18 protein-coding genes are annotated in these 18527 nt (G+C 30.2%); 13 read left to right on the plus strand and 5 right to left on the minus strand.

All coding sequences use genetic code 11. The features are described 5' to 3' along the window. The first annotated feature begins 221 nt into the window (after positions 1-221). From L8U04_RS07695 to lepA, 10 genes are read left to right on the plus strand one after another with little or no spacing between them, the layout of a single operon-like run. The gene (locus L8U04_RS07695; RefSeq protein WP_412175109.1) at positions 222-662 is read left to right on the plus strand and encodes a c-type cytochrome; all 441 of its coding nucleotides are present in this window, start codon (positions 222-224) and stop codon (positions 660-662) included. A gap of 14 nt (positions 663-676) precedes the next feature. Further along, positions 677-1789: an ABC transporter substrate-binding protein gene (locus L8U04_RS07700; protein WP_263671811.1), complete on the plus strand. Its 1113-nt coding sequence runs from the start codon at positions 677-679 to the stop codon at positions 1787-1789. An 11-nt stretch (positions 1790-1800) separates the two neighbouring features. Then, positions 1801-2916 (plus strand): ABC transporter substrate-binding protein, encoded by a 1116-nt coding sequence (locus L8U04_RS07705; RefSeq protein ID WP_263709776.1) that lies wholly within the window; start codon positions 1801-1803, stop codon positions 2914-2916. Between the two features lie 21 nt (positions 2917-2937). Further along, positions 2938-3834, plus strand: a complete 897-nt coding sequence (locus L8U04_RS07710; protein ID WP_220566316.1) for a branched-chain amino acid ABC transporter permease — start codon at positions 2938-2940, stop codon at positions 3832-3834. A gap of 1 nt (position 3835) precedes the next feature. Next, positions 3836-4867 (plus strand): branched-chain amino acid ABC transporter permease, encoded by a 1032-nt coding sequence (locus tag L8U04_RS07715; protein WP_133319839.1) that lies wholly within the window; start codon positions 3836-3838, stop codon positions 4865-4867. After that, a complete protein-coding gene (locus tag L8U04_RS07720) occupies positions 4864-5634 on the plus strand; it encodes an ABC transporter ATP-binding protein (RefSeq protein WP_263709777.1) in 771 nt (256 codons plus the stop codon). Before L8U04_RS07715 ends, L8U04_RS07720 begins: the two co-directional genes overlap by 4 nt. After that, complete coding sequence (locus tag L8U04_RS07725; RefSeq protein ID WP_133319837.1) at positions 5621-6316, plus strand: ABC transporter ATP-binding protein; 696 nt, start codon at positions 5621-5623, stop codon at positions 6314-6316. The genes L8U04_RS07720 and L8U04_RS07725 overlap by 14 nt, the downstream gene beginning before the upstream one ends. Positions 6317-6319: 3 nt before the next feature. Further along, on the plus strand, positions 6320-9550 hold the full coding sequence (ccsB, locus tag L8U04_RS07730) for a c-type cytochrome biogenesis protein CcsB (RefSeq protein WP_263709778.1): 3231 nt from the start codon (positions 6320-6322) through the stop codon (positions 9548-9550). Positions 9551-9561: 11 nt separating this feature from the next. Continuing rightward, entirely contained in the window at positions 9562-9987 is a 426-nt protein-coding gene (locus L8U04_RS07735; RefSeq protein WP_220566314.1) for a hypothetical protein, read from the plus strand. Between the two features lie 9 nt (positions 9988-9996). Then, a complete protein-coding gene (lepA, locus tag L8U04_RS07740; protein ID WP_263709779.1) occupies positions 9997-11787 on the plus strand; it encodes a translation elongation factor 4 in 1791 nt (596 codons plus the stop codon). A 30-nt stretch (positions 11788-11817) separates the two neighbouring features. Here the strand turns inward: lepA and L8U04_RS07745 are convergent, their stop codons facing one another. Then, a complete protein-coding gene (locus L8U04_RS07745) occupies positions 11818-12438 on the minus strand; it encodes a hypothetical protein (protein ID WP_263709780.1) in 621 nt (206 codons plus the stop codon). A gap of 268 nt (positions 12439-12706) precedes the next feature. On the opposite strand from L8U04_RS07745, the gene L8U04_RS07750 reads away from it, so the two are divergent. Next, a complete protein-coding gene (locus tag L8U04_RS07750) occupies positions 12707-14035 on the plus strand; it encodes an MATE family efflux transporter (RefSeq protein ID WP_263709784.1) in 1329 nt (442 codons plus the stop codon). Here L8U04_RS07750 and L8U04_RS07755 read toward each other — a convergent pair. From L8U04_RS07755 to thiD, 4 genes are read right to left on the minus strand one after another with little or no spacing between them, the layout of a single operon-like run. Then, positions 14016-14657 carry a uroporphyrinogen-III synthase gene (locus L8U04_RS07755; protein WP_318529589.1) on the minus strand — a complete coding sequence of 214 codons (642 nt, stop codon included), beginning with the start codon at positions 14655-14657 and terminating at the stop codon, positions 14016-14018. The genes L8U04_RS07750 and L8U04_RS07755 overlap by 20 nt on opposite strands. Further along, positions 14654-15280, minus strand: coding sequence for a thiamine phosphate synthase (thiE, locus tag L8U04_RS07760; RefSeq protein ID WP_263709781.1), 627 nt, complete (start codon positions 15278-15280; stop codon positions 14654-14656). The genes L8U04_RS07755 and thiE overlap by 4 nt, the downstream gene beginning before the upstream one ends. Further along, a complete protein-coding gene (gene thiM / locus L8U04_RS07765) occupies positions 15267-16049 on the minus strand; it encodes a hydroxyethylthiazole kinase (RefSeq protein WP_263709782.1) in 783 nt (260 codons plus the stop codon). Before thiM ends, thiE begins: the two co-directional genes overlap by 14 nt. A 2-nt stretch (positions 16050-16051) precedes the next feature. Then, entirely contained in the window at positions 16052-16864 is an 813-nt protein-coding gene (gene thiD / locus L8U04_RS07770) for a bifunctional hydroxymethylpyrimidine kinase/phosphomethylpyrimidine kinase (RefSeq protein WP_404842202.1), read from the minus strand. A gap of 206 nt (positions 16865-17070) precedes the next feature. On the opposite strand from thiD, the gene L8U04_RS07775 reads away from it, so the two are divergent. Further along, positions 17071-17541 (plus strand): low molecular weight protein-tyrosine-phosphatase, encoded by a 471-nt coding sequence (locus tag L8U04_RS07775; RefSeq protein ID WP_263660840.1) that lies wholly within the window; start codon positions 17071-17073, stop codon positions 17539-17541. A 77-nt stretch (positions 17542-17618) separates the two neighbouring features. Continuing rightward, positions 17619-18527 (plus strand): PDC sensor domain-containing protein (locus L8U04_RS07780; protein WP_263709783.1); only part of this gene is annotated, 909 nt, incomplete at its 3' end.

An 18527-nucleotide genomic window follows, 5' to 3' on the forward strand; every position in this document is an offset into this window, starting at 1 on the left:
CTGTATTTTAATTTCTTTTATTTTTAAATCATTAGGTAGATTTTCAAGCAAAGCTTCTTTATTATGTATATTTTTACTTGCTAACACTCTTAGTATTTTACCCCTATAAGCTTTAGCAAAATGACTTAAAGTTTTGGAATTTTTTAAAAAAGCGAGATTGAGATAAAATTGTTTATTTTTTTTAGATATAATCGAGCTTTATTTATATTTAAAAAAGGCATATTATGTTACGCTCATTTATAATTAGTATTTTTTTTATAAATTCTTTAATGGCTTTTAATGTAAAGTCTTTATTTACTTATACTTTTAATGATAATATTAGCTATGATTTAAAAAAAGCTAAAGAAATATACTTTAAAAACAAATGTAACACCTGTCACGGAGAAAATGGAGAAAAAAATTCTTATGGCAAAAAAGCTATTAAGGACTTAAGTCCAGAAGAAATCAAAGGTGCCTTAAAAGACTATGCTAATGGATATTTTGAAGATCAATCAAGCGATAACATTCAAATGAGCATATACGCCAAAAAATTAAGCGGAAGTGATATGGATCACATTATAGCTTACTTAAAGGGGCAAAATTTTTCTATCGAGCTTAATCAAAAAGATCTTTTAGAAGAAGAACCTGCACCAAAAACAAAACATAATACATTTTTAAAATAAAAAAAGGAGTTTTCATGAGAAAAAATCTACTGCTAGCTAGCTTGCTTTGTGCTAGTTCAATTTATGCTGCGGAAGTAAAAATAGGAGTTATTTTACCACTTACTGGCGCTTTAGCGGCTTATGGTAATGATGTGTATGAAGGTATCAAACTAGCTAATACATTAAATCCAAATTTAAAAAACGGAGATAATGTTAAAATCATAGCCATAGATACAAAAGGTGATAAAATAGAAGCAGCAAATGCCACCACTAGACTTATCTCTCAAGATAAAGTTTTAGGACTTATAGGTGAAGCTGTTACACCAAATACTATGCAAGTTTTATCTATAGCCGAAGAAAGAAAAATTCCAGTAATAGCTCCTGTTGCTTCAGGCGATAAACTTTTGGATAAAAAAAGCTACGCTAGTAGAGTTTGTTTTATGGATAGCTTCCAAGGAGATAAATTTGCAAACTATGCATATAAAGATTTAAATTTAAAAACTGTAGTTGTAATAGTTGATCAAAGCAATGTGTATTCACTAGGCTTAGCAAGAGCCTTTGAAAAAGAATTTAAACAAAATGGCGGAAAAATACTTAAAAAATTAACTATCTCATCGGGCGATAAAGACTTTAAAGCTATTGTTTCACAACTTAAAAGTATCAATCCTGACTTTGTTTATATGCCAATTTACCATCCAGAAGCAGCTTTAATAGCAAGACAAGCAAAAGCAGTTGGTTTTAATAAACTTTTAAGTGCAGGTGATGGGGTAAATAATAAAACATTTATTGAACTTGGGGGTGATGCTGTAAATGGAGTAATCTTTACCGATAGTTTTGACTATAACAATCCACCAACAACTTTGTCTAAAAATTTCATCAATGCTTATGAAAAAGATCATGGCACCAAAGAGCTTCCAGCATTTTCTGCTATGGGAGCTGATGCTTATTATGTAATGGTAAATGCAATGAATGAATGTGCCAATAATCTTAACGCACAATGCATTAATGAAAAAATTCATTCTACTAATAATTTTGAAGGCGTAGGTGGAGTTATAAGCATAGATGCTAGTGGCAATGCAAGTCGTTCTGTAGTTATAAAAGAAATACAAGAACAAAAACAAGTTTATAAAACTATTATTAATCCTTGAAAGGTTAAACTATGAAAAAAATTAGTATAGCTATATTGTCTATCATAGCTTGTAATATCATACAGGCAAAAGAAATTAACATTGGCGTAGTTTTACCTCTAACAGGATCTACTGCAGCTTATGGTCAAAGTGCTTTAGATGGAGTGAAAATTGCAAATTCTATGAAAAATACTTTAAGTAATGGTGATAAGGTAAATCTTGTTGTAGTAGATACAAAAGGTGATAAAATAGAAAGCGCAAATGCTAGCACAAGATTAATTTCGCAAAATAAAGCTTATGCACTTATTGGAGAAATGCTAACAGCTAATACTTTACAAGTGATAAGAATTGGCGAGGAAAAAAAGATACCAGTGGTTGCTCCTGCTGCTACTGCTGATAAAATTTTAAATAAAAAATTATATGCCAGTAGAGTTTGTTTTATGGATAGCTTTCAAGGCTCATCTTTGGCTAATTATGTAAAAAATAAGTTAAATTACACTAAAGCTGTGATAATTAGCGATCAAAGTGCAGATTATTCTTTAGGTTTAACTAGGGCCTTTGAAAAAGAATTTAACAAACAAGGTGGAAAAATTTTAGATAAATTTAGAATTACAGCAGGCGATAAAGACTTTAAAGCTATACTTTCTCAAGTTAAAAATTTAAAACCTGATTTTATTTATCTTCCAGTATATTACACTGAGGCTTCCTTGTTCGCACGTCAAGCAAAAGCAATGGGTGTTAATATTCCTATGGGTTCAGCAGATGGAGTTGCCGATGAAACTTTTATCAATCTAGCTCAAGATGCAGCAGAAGGATATTTATTTACAGATAGTTTTGATTATAATAACCCTCCAACACAGCTTTCAAAAGACTTTATATTAGCCTATGAAAAAGAAAAACAAAGCAAAGAAGTTCCAAATTTTACAGCTATGGGTGCAGATGCATATTTTGTAATCTTTGAAGCTATGCAAAAATGCGTTAATGATTTCAATAGTGAATGTATCAACAACAACATTCATGCTACTTCTAAATTTGAAGGTGTTAGCGGGGTGATTAGTATAGACAAAACAGGTAATGCCACGCGCTCAATTGTTATAAAATCAATAGAGAATCAAAAACAAGTTTATAAAGACTCGATTCTACCATAAATAAAAATTTTAAGAGGTTCAATGGATAGTTCTTTAATTTTACAGCAAATTATAAATGGATTTAGTTTAGGCAGTATGTATGCACTTATCGCCATAGGCTATACAATGGTTTATGGTGTTTTAAGACTGATTAATTTCGCACATGGTGATATTATGATGGTGGGTGCATATTCAGCTTTATTTTGTGTTACAAGTATGAATGTACCTTTCTTAGGTGCTCTTTCTTTAGCTATGTTATTTGCAGCGGCCTTAGGTATAGCTATTGATAGGGTAGCTTATAAACCTCTAAGAAAAGCACCTAGAATTTCTTTACTTATCACAGCTATAGGTATAAGTTTTTTAATACAAAATGTATTTAATGTTTTATTTGGCTCAACACCAAAGTATTTTCCTGTGCCAAGTTATCTTGAAACAGTGATTAATTTTAATAATATCAGCATTAGTGTTAATAGTATTTTAGTGCCTATTTTGACATTTTTTATATTATTAGTGGTTTTATTCATACTTTATAAAAGCAAATATGGCATTGCTATTAGGGCTTTAGCTTTTGATATTCATACTGTAAATTTAATGGGAATTGATGCAAATCGTATTATCGCTATTGTATTTGCACTAGGTTCAGCTTTAGCTGCTATTGGTGGTATTTTTTGGGCTGTTAGTTATCCTTCTGTTGAACCTAGTATGGGAACTCTTATAGGACTTAAGGCCTTTGGCGCTGCTGTTTTAGGTGGTATTGGTTCTGTTGCCGGAGCAGTTTTAGGTGGTTTGATTATAGGTTTTACAGAAGTTGTTGTTGTTGCTATTTTCCCTGATCTTTCTGGTTTTAAAGATGCATTTGCATTTATCTTTTTGGTATTAATTTTACTTTTTAAACCAACTGGAATTTTGGGTATTAATTTTGAAAAAAGTAGGTTTTAAAATGATTGCAAGAAAAATTACACATTTAAGTTTCTTTATTATAGCACTTGCTTTTCTTTTTATATCTCCTTATTTTTTTAACGATTATAAAATAGGAATTTTAAGCAATATTGCTATTTTTGTAATCTTAGCGGTAAGTTATAATCTTATCAATGGAGTTACAGGACAATTTTCATTAGAGCCAAATGGTTTTGTAGCTATAGGAGCTTATGTTGCAGCCTTAGTTTTACTTACAAGTGAAAGCAAAATCGATCAGTTTTCTTTAGAGGATCCAAGTAGTTTTATTTTGATGATTCATTCGCCAAGCTTTATTGTAGCTTTACTTGCTGCTGGGGTTTGTGCTATGCTTTTATCTTTAGTTTTAGCCTTTGCAGTATTTAGAGTTAGAGGAGATTATTTAGCTATTGTAACACTAGGCTTTGGAATTATTATCAAGCTTATGGCAATTAACTTTGCTTCTGTTACAAATGGCTCTTTGGGCTTAAACGATATTCCTAAACATACTACCTTATACTGGAGTGGTGGGATTGCTATATTTTCTGTTATTATCATCTTAAATATTGTTAGTTCAAAATTTGGTAGAGCCATGAAAGCTGTAAGAGATGATGAAGATGCAGCATTAGCAATGGGTATTAACACTTTTAATATTAAAACCTTAGCCTTTAGCACTTCAGCATTTTTAGAGGGTGTTGGAGGAGGCTTATTAGCTTGCGCACTAGCTTCAGTTTCACCTGAACAATTTGACTTTTTATTTACTTTTCAGCTTTTAATCATCATTGTTTTAGGCGGCTTAGGTTCAACTACTGGTGCTATCATAGGAGCTATTTTAGTAATAGGCGGAAGTGAGTATTTAAGATTTTTAGATGAGAGTATGAATATTTTTGGTTATGAAACTCCTGCCATGCCTGGTCTTAGAATGGTTGTGTTTTCTGTTATATTGATTTTAGTAATGCTTTTTGCAAGAAGAGGAATAATGGGTGATAAAGAATTAACAGATATTTTATTTAAGTTTTCTAAAAGGAATAAAAAATGATTTTAGAGCTTAAAAAAATCCATAAAAATTTTGGTGGAGTTAGTGCTATAGTAAATACTTCTTTTACTATAAAAGAAAGCGAAATTTTTGGACTTATAGGTCCAAATGGTGCAGGAAAAACGACACTATTTAATATTATTACAGGAAATTATAAACCAAGCAGCGGAGAAGTATTTTTTCTAGGAAAAAAGATTGACCATTTAAAGCCGCACAAAATAGTTCATCTAGGCATAGCAAGAACTTTTCAAAATATTAGACTTTTTTCTAGCATGAGTGTTTTAGAAAATGTATTAATTGGTTTTGATAAGAGTATTAAATATAATATTTTTGAAGCTTTTTTGCATTTGGGAAGATTCTCCAAAGCAGAAAAAAATGCAAAAAAAGCAGCTTATGAAATTTTAGAACAACTCAATATTGCTCATTTGGCTGATGAAAGGGCCACTAGTTTAAGTTATGGACAACAAAGAAAAGTTGAAATAGCAAGAGCTTTAGCAACAAACCCTAAACTTTTATTGCTAGATGAACCAGCAGCAGGTATGAATTCAACAGAAAGCGATGATTTAGCTGAATTGATTTTTGATATAAGAAATAATAAAAAAATCAGCGTTTTGCTTATTGAGCATGATATGAAATTTGTAAATAAGCTTTGCGATAGGGTTATGGTGCTTGATTATGGTAAGACTATTTTTGAAGGAAAGCCAAGCGATGCTGTTCAAAATCCTGAAGTAATTAGTGCATATTTGGGAGATTTTAATGCTAGTAGTTAAAGATTTACATGTTTATTATGGCTTAATAGAAGCTGTTAAAGGTATAGATTTCACCATAAAAACAGGAAGTATAGTTAGCTTGATAGGCTCAAATGGTGCAGGAAAAACATCAACACTTAATGCAATGCTAAATTGTGTTAAAAAAACTGGTGAAGTAAGTTTTTTAGGTTATGACACTCAAAGACATTTACCTCATACTTTAGTACAAAAAGGTATAGCATTGGTACCTGAAGGAAGAAGAGTTTTTATAAATCTCACTATAGAAGAAAATTTAAAAATTGGTGCTTTTAATAATGCAGAAAACTATGAACATTTGAAAAATCAAATGTATAGACTTTTCCCAAGATTAAAAGATAAAAAAAATGCCCTTGCAGGAACCCTAAGTGGCGGGGAAGCTCAAATGCTAGCTATTTCAAGAGCTCTTATGAGTGAGCCAAAACTTTTAATGCTAGATGAACCTTCGCTAGGACTTGCTCCAAAAATAGTTGGAGAGGTTTTTGATATTATAGTCAAATTAAAAGAAGAAGGTATTACTATTTTATTGGTGGAACAAAATGCATTTTCAGCTTTAAAAATCAGCGATTATGCTTATGTTCTAGAAAATGGTAAAATCGCTATGCATGCACCTGCAAAAGATCTTATCGGTAATGATGAGATTAGAAAAAAATACCTTGGAGCTTAAATCATGAGAAGACAACTTTTAGCTTTTGGGGATATAAAAATTTCTATTTTTTTATTTTTAATTTTTGCCCTATTTTGCGCTCTAGCCACTTTTATAGAAAGTGCTTACAATACTCCAACAGCATGGGCCATGATATATGGAACATCTTGGTTTGGCTTTATACAGCTCATATTAGGAATCAATCTTTTAACAGCTCTTTTTAAATATAAAATGTTTAACAAAAGAAAAATACCGCTTTTAATCTTTCATATCTCATTTTTATTTATATTACTAGGCTCGGCTATGACTAGATATATGGGATTTGAAGGAAATTTACACATTAGAGAAAACGAAAAAAATAATATCATTGAAACCTCAAAAAGTTATATCTACATAGCAACCTTAAAAGATGATAAAGTATATAGTGCTGCAAAATCTGAATATATTGCCACTTTACCTTTTGTAAATGATTTTTCATTTGATTTAATACTACCCGATGAAAAGGCTCAAATTTCATATGAAAATTTGATTTTAGATGCAAAAGAAATTTATATCGATGATAACAACTCTGCTCCTCTTTTATCTTTAATGCTTTCACAAAATAACGAATCTAAAGAATTGCTTTTTCAAGCAGGGGATATAAAAAATATCAATGGTGTCAATATAGCATTTTTAAACGAATCTACTCCAAGTCCTTATATAAAAATTGATAAAGATCTAAAGCTTAGTGCTGATTTTGATTTAAAATACATGTCAATGAGTGATGGTAAAGAAAACATTTTAAAAGCAAATCAAAAAGCACAAGCTAAAGATTTAAGATTATATTCTTTTAATGATATTAATTTAGTGGTAAAATTTGCTTCTTTACATGGTAAAAAAACCTTAGAAGGTATTAATCAAGCTCAAGATGAAAGCTTTTTTACTTGGTTTAAAAATAGTTGGATAGAGCTAGGACGCAATGCTTTGATTTCTTTATTTGGTGAGGCAAAATACTGGAATAATTCTTTATTAAATAATTTCAAAGACTTTGCACAAAGCACTAAATATATACCAACTCAACTTTCAGAAAATGCTATTAATGCTTTAAAATTAAAATTAAGCTATAAAGGAGAATCTAAAGAAGTTTTCCTAGTAGAATACAACTCGCCTATCCGTATTGATGTAGCAGGTCAACCTTTCTTTTTAAGATGGGGTCCTAAAGGAATAGAAATGCCATTTGAAATGTACTTAAAAGACTTTGAACTAGAACGCTATCCTGGTTCGATGTCGCCTATGTCTTATGCAAGTTATGTGGAAATTGATAATGCCGAACAAAAATTAGAATATAAGATTTTTATGAATAATGTTTTAGATTATCAAGGTTATAGATTTTACCAAAGTTCTTATGATCAAGATGAGCTTGGCACCATACTTTCAGTTAATAAAGATCCGGGTAAAATTCCTACATATATTGGATATTTTTTACTTACATTAGGAATGTTTTTAAATATTTTAAATCCTCATTCAAGATTTAGGACTTTAGCTAAATTAATCAATCAAGACACCTTGAAAAAAACAAGTGCGATATTGACATTTATATTAGTTTTTTTTGCAAGCCAAAATACTTATGCAAATGAACCCATCAAGGTAGATGAAACACATGCTAAAGAACTTGCTTCTTTGGTAGTGCAAAAACCTGATGGTAGAATGGTTCCTTTTAATACTTTAGCTATGGAAGTTTTAGAAAAAATATACAAAAACACAACCTTTCAAGGCCAAAGTGCCGAAGCAACTATCATATCAATGATTTTTGATGGCAGTGCATGGTATGATAAAGATATTATATTTATGCCAACAAGTCGCTTGGTTAATGAAGAAATTTCTAAAATTTTAGGTATTGAACCTAGAGCTTATACTAGTTTTAAAGATTTTTTCACTACAGATGCTTATAAACTACAAAAATATGTAGAAAATGCTAATAGAAAAAATCCAAATCGTAGAAGTGTTTTTGATAAAGAAATAATCAAGCTTGATGAAAGAGTAAATATTGTAAATTTAATTTTTTCAGGAGATATTTTTAAATTTATTCCACTACAAAATAGCACCAATAATCAATGGGTGGCACCACGCGAAGCATATATAGGATTAAAAGGCGAAGAAGGTAAAGAAGTAAGAAGCATTTTAGAAAATTATTTCAATGCAGTTAGTAATTCTATTGTACATAACAACTGGGATGAAGCAACTAAAAATTTAAATATTATCAAAAATTACCAAGAAAAATACGGGCATGAAGTTATGCCAAGTGCTAAAAAAATTAATACAGAAATCTTTTTCAACAAAAGTCAAATTTTTGTAAATCTTGCTCCGCTTTATTTATGCGCTGGATTTTTACTTTTGATTATAGTTTTTGTTAAAATGCTTCTGCCAAAAATTCGCATTGATTTTATATTTAAATGTGTTTATGTGTTTAACATTGTGGCATTTTTCATCCATACTCTAGGTTTGGCTTTGCGTTGGTATATAGCAGGTCGCGCTCCATGGAGTAATGCATATGAGAGCATGGTTTATATAGCTTGGGCTTTATCATTATCTGGAATTTTCTTTTCAAGAAAAAGCCCTATTGCACTTTCTTTAACCTCTATTTTAGCAGGAGTTACTTTAGGTGTAGCTCATCTTAGCCAAATGGATCCGCAAATTACCAATTTAGTTCCTGTGTTGCAATCTTATTGGCTAACAATACATGTTTCGGTTATTACTGCTAGTTATGGATTTTTAGGATTATGTGCATTATTAGGTATATTTGTACTTATTTTATTATGTATGTTAAAAATCAATGGCAAACATAATGAAAACATTTTAAGAAATATTACAGAAGCAACAAGAATCAACGAAATGGCTATGATTTTAGGACTTTGCTTACTTACAGTTGGAAATTTCTTAGGTGCTATATGGGCAAATGAAAGCTGGGGAAGATATTGGAGTTGGGACTCTAAAGAAACTTGGGCTTTAATTAGTATTTTAGTTTATGCAGCCATTTTGCACATTAGAATGGTACCAAAATGGGCAAATCAATACATTTTTGCAGTTTGCTCCATGTTTGCATATTGGGTAATTATCATGACTTATTTTGGTGTAAATTACTTTTTAACTGGTATGCATTCTTATGCAGCAGGAGATTCAGTAAAAATTCCTGATTATGTGTATTGGGGATTTTTATTTATGGTAGCATTAAGCTTAGCAAGTTATTTTAAAAGATCTTATGCAACAAAATTATAGGAAAGTTTTAAATGAATAATTCTCTTTTTATTTTTTTAGTTATAGCTTTAGTGATAATTATCATACTTGGAATTCTTTTGGTATTATTTTTCATGCACAAAGAAAAACAACCAAGCAAATCAAATCCAGCTAAAACTCCAAAAATAAGTAATATAGAAGATTTTATATCTAAAGCAAATAATGCAAGCAACTCTCAAGAAATTCAAGCTTTAATTTTGCAATTTTTAAATTCACAAAAACTAGGATCTAATCCAAAAGACAGCGCCACTAAAAGAAAACTTGATTTCATTAGTGCTATTTCAGCCAATGCTAATGCTACTCCTAAAAACATTTCATTTTTAAACAATGAGCTAAAAAAAAGATATAAAGCTTTGAAAAAAGAAATTGATGCTTATGAGCAAATAGGTCTAGCAAAAAGAAAAATGAGACAATCTTAAGGTTTTTTGATGAAAAATATTAGAAATTTCTCTATTATAGCTCATATTGATCATGGTAAAAGCACATTAGCTGATAGAATTATCAGCGAATGCGGAGCTATTAGCGATAGACAAATGAGCGCCCAAGTAATGGATACTATGGATATAGAAAAAGAGCGTGGTATAACTATAAAAGCTCAATCTGTGCGTTTAAATTATAAATTCAACAATGAAGAATATGTATTAAATTTAATAGACACTCCGGGCCATGTTGATTTTTCCTATGAAGTAAGTCGTTCTTTGGCAAGTTGCGAAGGAGCTTTACTTGTTGTTGATGCTTCTCAAGGAGTAGAGGCTCAAACTATAGCCAATGTTTATATAGCCTTAGAAAATGATCTTGAAATCATACCAGTGATTAATAAAATTGATCTTCCTTCGGCTGATATTGAAAAGGTTAAACACGAAATAGAGCATATTATAGGAATTGATTGCTCTAATGCAATTTGTGTTAGCGCAAAAACAGGTGTGGGTATAAAAGAACTCATAGAAACTATCATCACAAAAATTCCTGCGCCAAAAACTGATGATGAAGCACCTACTAAAGCTTTAATTTATGATTCTTGGTTTGATAATTATCTTGGAGCTTTGGCTTTAGTTAGAATTTATGAGGGAAATATTGCTAAAAATGATGAAGTTTTAGTTATGAGTACAGATAAAAAACATCTCGTGCAAGATCTTTTCTATCCTCATCCATTAAGCCCTATAAAAACTAAAAAATTAGAATCAGGTGAAGTGGGTGTTATCGTGCTTGGACTTAAAAATGTCGCCGATGTTCAAGTAGGTGACACCATAACACTAACTAAAAATAAAGCAAAAGAAGCCATTGGTGGTTTTGAAAAAGCCAAAGCTTTTGTTTTTGCAGGATTATATCCTATAGAAACGGATAAATTTGAAGATTTAAGAGATGCTTTAGATAAATTAAAACTTAATGATAGTTCTATTACTTATGAACCTGAAACTTCATTAGCTTTAGGATTTGGCTTTAGAGTTGGTTTTTTAGGTCTTTTGCATATGGAGGTTATTAAAGAAAGACTTGAGCGTGAGTTTAACCTTGATTTAATTGCTACTGCTCCAACTGTTACTTATGAAATTTATCAAACCGATGGAGAAGTTTTAAAAATTCAAAATCCAAGCGAACTACCTCCGGTAAATAAAATCGATCATATAAAAGAACCTTATGTAAAAGCAACTATCATAACTCCAAGCGAATACCTAGGGAATTTAATCACTCTTTTAAATCGCAAACGCGGTATGCAAGTTAAGATGGATTACATCACTCCTGAGCGCGTTTTACTTGAGTATGATATACCTTTAAACGAAATCGTTATGGACTTTTACGATAAACTTAAATCACTTACCAAAGGCTATGCTAGTTTTGATTATGAGCCTATTGAATTTAGAGTGGGAGATCTTGTAAAACTTGATATTAAAGTAGCTGGTGAAAATGTCGATGCACTAAGCATCATAGTGCCAAATGAAAAAGCACTAAGCAAGGGCAGAGAGCTTGTAAAAGCGATGAAAGAAATCATCCCAAGACAGCTTTTTGAAGTTGCTATCCAAGCAAGCATAGGAAATAAAATTATTGCAAGAGAAAATGTAAAATCCATGGGTAAAAATGTAACCGCAAAATGTTATGGTGGGGATATTACTAGAAAAAGGAAACTTCTTGAAAAACAAAAAGAAGGTAAAAAAAGAATGAAAGCTATTGGTAAGGTACATTTACCTCAAGAAGCATTTTTAAGTGTTTTAAAAATAGACTAAATCCCTAGTTTATACACTAGGGATATAAATTTATGCATTGATATCTAAAGAATTTCCACCCATTTCGTTAATTTTTTGAGTTACTGTTTCAATAGCTTTATCAATTGTTTCATAGCTGATATCAGGAAGTTTGCCACCCCACATTTTTTCCGCTTGTGCAAATCCTGCTTTTAGACCCTCTAAACCTTTTTGAAGTTTTTCCATGTCTTCACCAGCCCCATTAATAACAAAATCAGCCAATCTTTGAGATGTTTTTGCTACACCAAAATATCCATCTTCCCCAATAAGCTCTTTTGCTTCATCAGCATTTAAACTAAGTATATCTTTACCTTCATATCCTATAGCTTTAAAATCTACATTTGATAAAATAGCTGTTAAAGAATCCTTAGATTGAGCTCCTTGAAAAATCCCTGCCTGAGATAGACCATTGGATGAACTCATGCTAAATACTTGCTGCATAAAATTCATAGCATAAAGCTCGGTTATGCCTTTTCCTCCCATACTAGCAAGCTTACTAAGCTTATCCTTATCTATATCTTTTGTGCTATTAGCACTTTTAGTATTGGCATCTTCAAGTTTTGTATTCAAATTAGCCTTCCTATTGCTAACTTGCGACTCTACTGCCACGCGTGAATACGAATTTATTTGCATCCTTGCTCCTTTTTTGTGGGTTTATAAAAATCGTCTAAAAAAAATTAAAATTTACATTAAGAAATTTATAATTACAGCTTAAATATAATGCCAAATATTTATTGTATTTTTAAAATTTGGGTGATATAAATGTTTTTCAAAGATTTTTTCATTATCATTGTCGATCCATATTTTAAAGATATTATAGAAGGTATAGAATCTCTTTATTAAATTTATTTTATCTATAAAATTTTAAATAAAATAATTTTTAATAAGGAAAGCTATGTCAATACATAATTTTTACACTACATTAAATCCTACCAAACTATTTATAAAATGTGCTTTGCCAAACATGGCGAGTATAGCTTTTATTTATCTTTATGTGATTATTGATGGAATTTTTGTTGGAAGATATTTAGGTTCAAATGCGCTTGCTGCTATGAATTTAATGATGCCTTTTATCATGATAAGTTTTGCTCTAGCTGATATGATAGCCATAGGTTCATCAGTGCAAATAGCAATTAATCTAGGTAAAGGAAAAATTGAAAAAGCAAGAGCTATTTTTTCTTTTTGTATAGTTCTTATTTTTGCAATTTCTTGTTTAATGGGAATTTTAGGATTTTTCTTAGCAAAAGCATTAAGTGCTTTTATGGGAGCTGATGAGAATATTCAAAGCTTATCTACTGAATATATGCAAATTTTTGCTATTTTTGCTCCCTTTACTATGCTAGCTTTTGCCATGGATAATTATCTTAGGATTTGTGGAAAAACTTTTTATAGCATGATAGTTAATATCATTACTGCTTTGAGTAATATTTTTCTTGATTGGCTTTTTATAGTGGTTTTTGATTGGGGGCTTTTTTCAGCAGCTTTAGCAACTTGTATAGGGATGTTTTTAGGAAGCATTTTAGGGATACTACCTTTTATTTTTAAAGATTTAACTTTAAAATTTAAAAAACCAATAATCAAGCTGCAAATACTAAAAAATATACTTTATAATGGCTCATCTGAATTTTTTTCTAATATTTCTAGCTCTTTTTATACCATCTTAGCTAATGCTTTCTTGCTTAAACTTTCTGGAAGTACAGCTGTTGCAGCATTTTCTGTGATTTTATATCTTAGTACTTTTGTTTTCATGCTAGTTTTGGCCATGTGTGATGCTATGCAACCTGCATTAAGTTATAATTATGGACACAAAAATATTGCAAGAATTCAAGCTATTTTTAAAAGAATGTTTTTTGCTTCTTGGGGTGTAAGTACAATGGCATTTTTGTTTGTTTATTTTTTCAACACTCTTATAGTAGATATTTTTAATAAAGATAACAACCAAGATTTTATCCATATAGCACAAAATGCTTTAATATTTTTTTCTTTTTCGTTTTTATTTTCTTGGTTTGGAAAACTCTGCGCTTCATTTTTCACAGCACTTGATAAACCCTTGCTTTCTTTAGGAATTTCTATTTCCCAAAGTCTTATTTTTCCATTCTTATCTTTATTTATACTAACGCAATTTTTAGGAGTAAATGGAGTTTGGCTAGCCACTTTAGTAGGTGATATTTGTATGATTTTTATTGCCTCATTTTTATTATATAAAACTTTTAAAAATCTAAACTCTTAGCTAATTTTAAACAAGAGTTTAGATTTTGTTCTTTACATATATATAAATTTTTAAAATTACGAAGTTTTAAAGCTGTACTTTGACCTATAACTACAACTTTATCTTCTTTTTCTAATGCAAAAAATTTCAAAAATTGCTCCATGCTTGATGGAGCGCTAAAGATAAAAACACTTGGATGATGTATTTTTAACTCATCTTTTTTAGGCTCTATGGCTATATTTTCATAAACGATTAATTGTTTTAAAAGGATATTTTCTTTCAGCAAATACTCATCAAGACCTGAACTAATTTTCTTCGCTCTTAAATAAAGACATTTTTTATTTTTAAACTCAGATAAAAACTCACTAGCTAAATTTTTACCATAAGCCTTGCTAGGATATTTGACATTTTTAAAGCCAAGCTCTTTTGCAAAATCAGCACTTTTTTCTCCCACAGCATAAAGTTTAATATCAAAATCAATTTTGTTTTTACTTGACATTAATGCTTTTAATGCATTCTTGGAGCTAATGATTAAACAATCAAATTCCTTTAAATTAACTTCAAAATCAAGAAATTTAATTTCATTTAATCTTATAGTCTTAACACCATCAAATTCTTTATCCCCTATAAAATAAATCATTATTTTCCTATAAAAGTTTTATCAAAATTTGATCTTAAATTTAAAGTTGCTATATAAGGATCATTTGCTTGCATTATCGCTCTAACCACAGCTATACCTTGTATATTACAATCTTTAAGCAAATTTAAATTAACTTCATCTATCCCACCTATAGCCACAATAGGTAAAGAAGCTAAACTAGCAATTTCTTTTAATCCATCTATGCCAAGCACAACACAATCTTGCTTGCTAGGCGTAGTAAAAACAGCCCCCACTCCAAGATAAGTAGCACCTTGAGTATTAATAAGATCATTTTTATGATTGATCGTAAGCCCTATGATTTTATCTTCACCCAAAAGTTCTCTTGCCTTTTTTAAAGGCATATCCTTTTGTCCTATATGCACTCCATTTGCATTCACAGCCATGGCTATATCGATTCTATCATTTATAACAAAAGGTGTGTTGTATTTTTCACACAAAGCTTTGACTTTTAAAGCAAGATTATAAAATTCTAAAGTACTAAGATTTTTCTCTCTAAGTTGTAAAATATCAATCTTAGCTTTCAAAGAAGCTTCTAAAATATTTAAAAACTCGCTTTCGCTTTTTTCACCCTTGCTTGCGACAAGATAAATTTTAAATGATTTCATATTTGGCTCTTTTTTTAATTTCTTCATCATTTAAATTACTTAAAGCATCGATTAAATTCACTCTAAAATTACCACTTCCACTAGAAAGCTCTTGAGCGATTTCGCTAGCTATGCCAAAACTAAGCAAAGCATATAAACTAGCCTGAAATTTATCTTCTAACACTCCTGCAAAAACTCCACACAAAGAAGCACACATACAACCTGCTCCAGTTATCTTAGTAGCCATAATTGAGCCATTATAAATTTTAGCAATATGCTCTTGATTTATAATATAATCAATTTTTCCAGTTATAGCCAAAACACGCTTGGTTTTATAAGAGTATTCTTTAGCTTTTTCTAAAAACTCATTATCGATTACAAAAGTACTATCAACCCCTCTTGCTTTACCATCTAAACCTATAACACTAGCCATTTCAGATGCATTTGCCTTAACAATACTAATACCTTTTAGATTAAGTAATTCAAAATTAATCCCATCTCTTGCCTTACTCACACCCAAAGCAACAGGATCAAAAATTATAGGTTTATTTAATAAAGTATATTCTTTAGTTGCTTTTAACATAGAATTTGCTATAAGCTGATTAATCGTACCTGTGTTTAATACTAAGGCTGAACTTATTCTAGCAAAATCAGCTTGCTCTTCATAAAAATCAGCCATAGCAGCACTTGCTCCCATTGCTATAGTTACATTTGCACAATCATTAGCTGTAACATAATTAGTAATATGATGAATCAAAGGATTTTTTTCTCTTACTGCTTTAATAATCATTTTTACTCCTTGTCATATTGAAAAAAATGATTAGTCGGACCACAACCTTTTCCAAGTGCTAAAGAATTTAATATAGCTCCATACACATAATCTTTAGCAAGTTTTATAGCTTCATGTTTTTCTTTACCTAAGGCAAGATTACTAGCTATAGCTGAACTTAATGTACAACCTGTGCCGTGTGTATTTTTTGTATTAATTTTTTCTGCTTTAAAAATACTAAATTCCTTTCCATCATAAAAAACATCATTGGTGTTATATTTACTATGTCCACCTTTAATCAAAACACTTTTTGCACCTTCTTTGTGAAGTTTTATAGCGGCTTTTTTCATATCCTCCTCATTAAGTATTTTAAAATCACACAAAAACTCAGCCTCGGGAATATTTGGAGTAAGTACATCAGCTAAAGATAAAATTTCATCTTTAAAAAACTGACAATTTTCTAAAGGCATTAAAGCATAGCCATTTTTTGCAAACATCACAGGATCAATCACTACATTTTTAGCTTTAAAGTGCAATAAATTTTCTTTTACACAAATTATGATTTCCTTTGAACCTAGCATTCCAATTTTTACAGCAGCTGGCTCTATGTCTTCATAAACTGCTAGCATTTGCTCATCTATTATCTTAGTGGGTATATCAAAACAAGAAATCACCCTTGCAGTATTTTCAGCCACAACGCTTAAAACTACACTCATACCAAATAAATTATGAGCGCTAAAAGTTTTTAAATCAGCTTGTATGCCAGCTCCACCACTACAATCACTTCCTGCTATAGTTAAGATAGGAATTTTAGTTTTTGTTTTTGCTTGTATCATTTTTATCCTTTTTTTATAAAAAAGGAAAGTTTTTGCAAGAATTCAAAGTTTGCATTACCAAACTTCTCAAGGGTCGAAGTTATACTTCCTCTCAGCAAAAGCTCCCCATTAATGAAAAATTATATCTTAGTTTTAATTAATCTTTAAAAATATTTTGAAATACTGCTATAATTTTGAAAAAACTACACAAAAATAAAAGGAAAAATATGACTAAAATTATTTTTGTTTGTTTAGGTAATATTTGTCGTTCTCCCATGGCCGAATTTATTATGAAGGATCTTTTAACAAAAGCAAATTTAAATAATGAATTTATTATTTCTAGTGCAGGTACTTCAGGTTACCACGATGGGGAGGATATGCATTATAAAACTAAAGCTTTATTAGATAACAAAAATATAAATTCTAAGCCATTTTGCAGTAAAAAACTAAATTTAAAAATGTGCGAGGATAATGATTTAATTATCGTAATGGATAATTCTAATTATAATGATATAGTTAAAAATTTTCCAAATGCAAAACATAAAATTCATAAAATCACTTCTTTTGCCTTAGAATTAGGATATGACGAAGTGCCTGATCCTTGGTATAGTGGGAACTTTGATGAGACTTACACTATACTTTCAAAGGCATGTTTTGGGCTCTTAAATACTCTTTATAAAAATTTATCGTTTAAATAATATTTGTTTCTTTTTTAATTTTTAATGATATAATAAACTCATTTAAAATTCACCATAACATCAAAGGAGTTTAATTAATGAAAAGTATCAAATTAAAAATTTCATTAATAGCAAACATTATAGCTATAGTATGTCTTATAATACTTGGCGTTGTTAGTTTTATTTTTACAAAAAAAGCCTTAAATTATGAGGTAGTAAAAGCTGAAACTAATTATGTAAGAACTGCAGAAAAATCAATGAGAGATTTCAAAAAGCTCAATGTGCATTCTTTGGAAAAACTTTCTCAAGCCATCTTAAAGCTTCCATATAGCGAACTTAACACTCAAGAAAAACTTATGGATAATACAGGTAATTTACTAAAAACAGTTAGAGATATGAATAGTTATTTAGCTGTTTATATAGCTCAACCAAGCGGTGAGTTAATAGTAAGTGATCCAGATAGCGATAGCAAAGGCTTAGATTATGGAATTTACGGAAAAGCAGATAATTACGATGCTACTACAAGAGAATTTTATATAGAAGCTAGAAAGAAAAATGGCTTATACATTACCGCATCTTATATTGATGCAACAACTGGTTTACCATGTTTTACCTACTCTATGCCATTAATCAAAGATGGTAAATTTATAGGTATACTAGCTATTGATGTTTTGGTAAAAGATCTACAAAACGAATTTAGCGAACTACCAGGAAGAACCTTTGTATTTGACCAAGCTTATACTGTATTTGCCTCAACTGACAAATCATTAGTTAGCGATAAGCAAAATCCAGATATTATAACAGTTGCTAAAGCTTATGAAAAAGCTGGTGATTATAATATTTTCAGCTATACCACACAAAATGGTAACAATAGATTTGGTATTTGTGTTAATGTTGATGGTTATACAACTTGTGCGGGCGAAAATATAGAAGTTATTGAAGCTCCTGCTTTAAAAATAGCTTATATTCAAACTACTATTGTTATTTTTACAAGTATAGCTAGTATC

The sequence above is a fragment of the Campylobacter sp. IFREMER_LSEM_CL908 genome, assembly GCF_025771545.1.
GTDB classification, from domain to species: Bacteria; Campylobacterota; Campylobacteria; order Campylobacterales; family Campylobacteraceae; genus Campylobacter_D; species Campylobacter_D lari_D.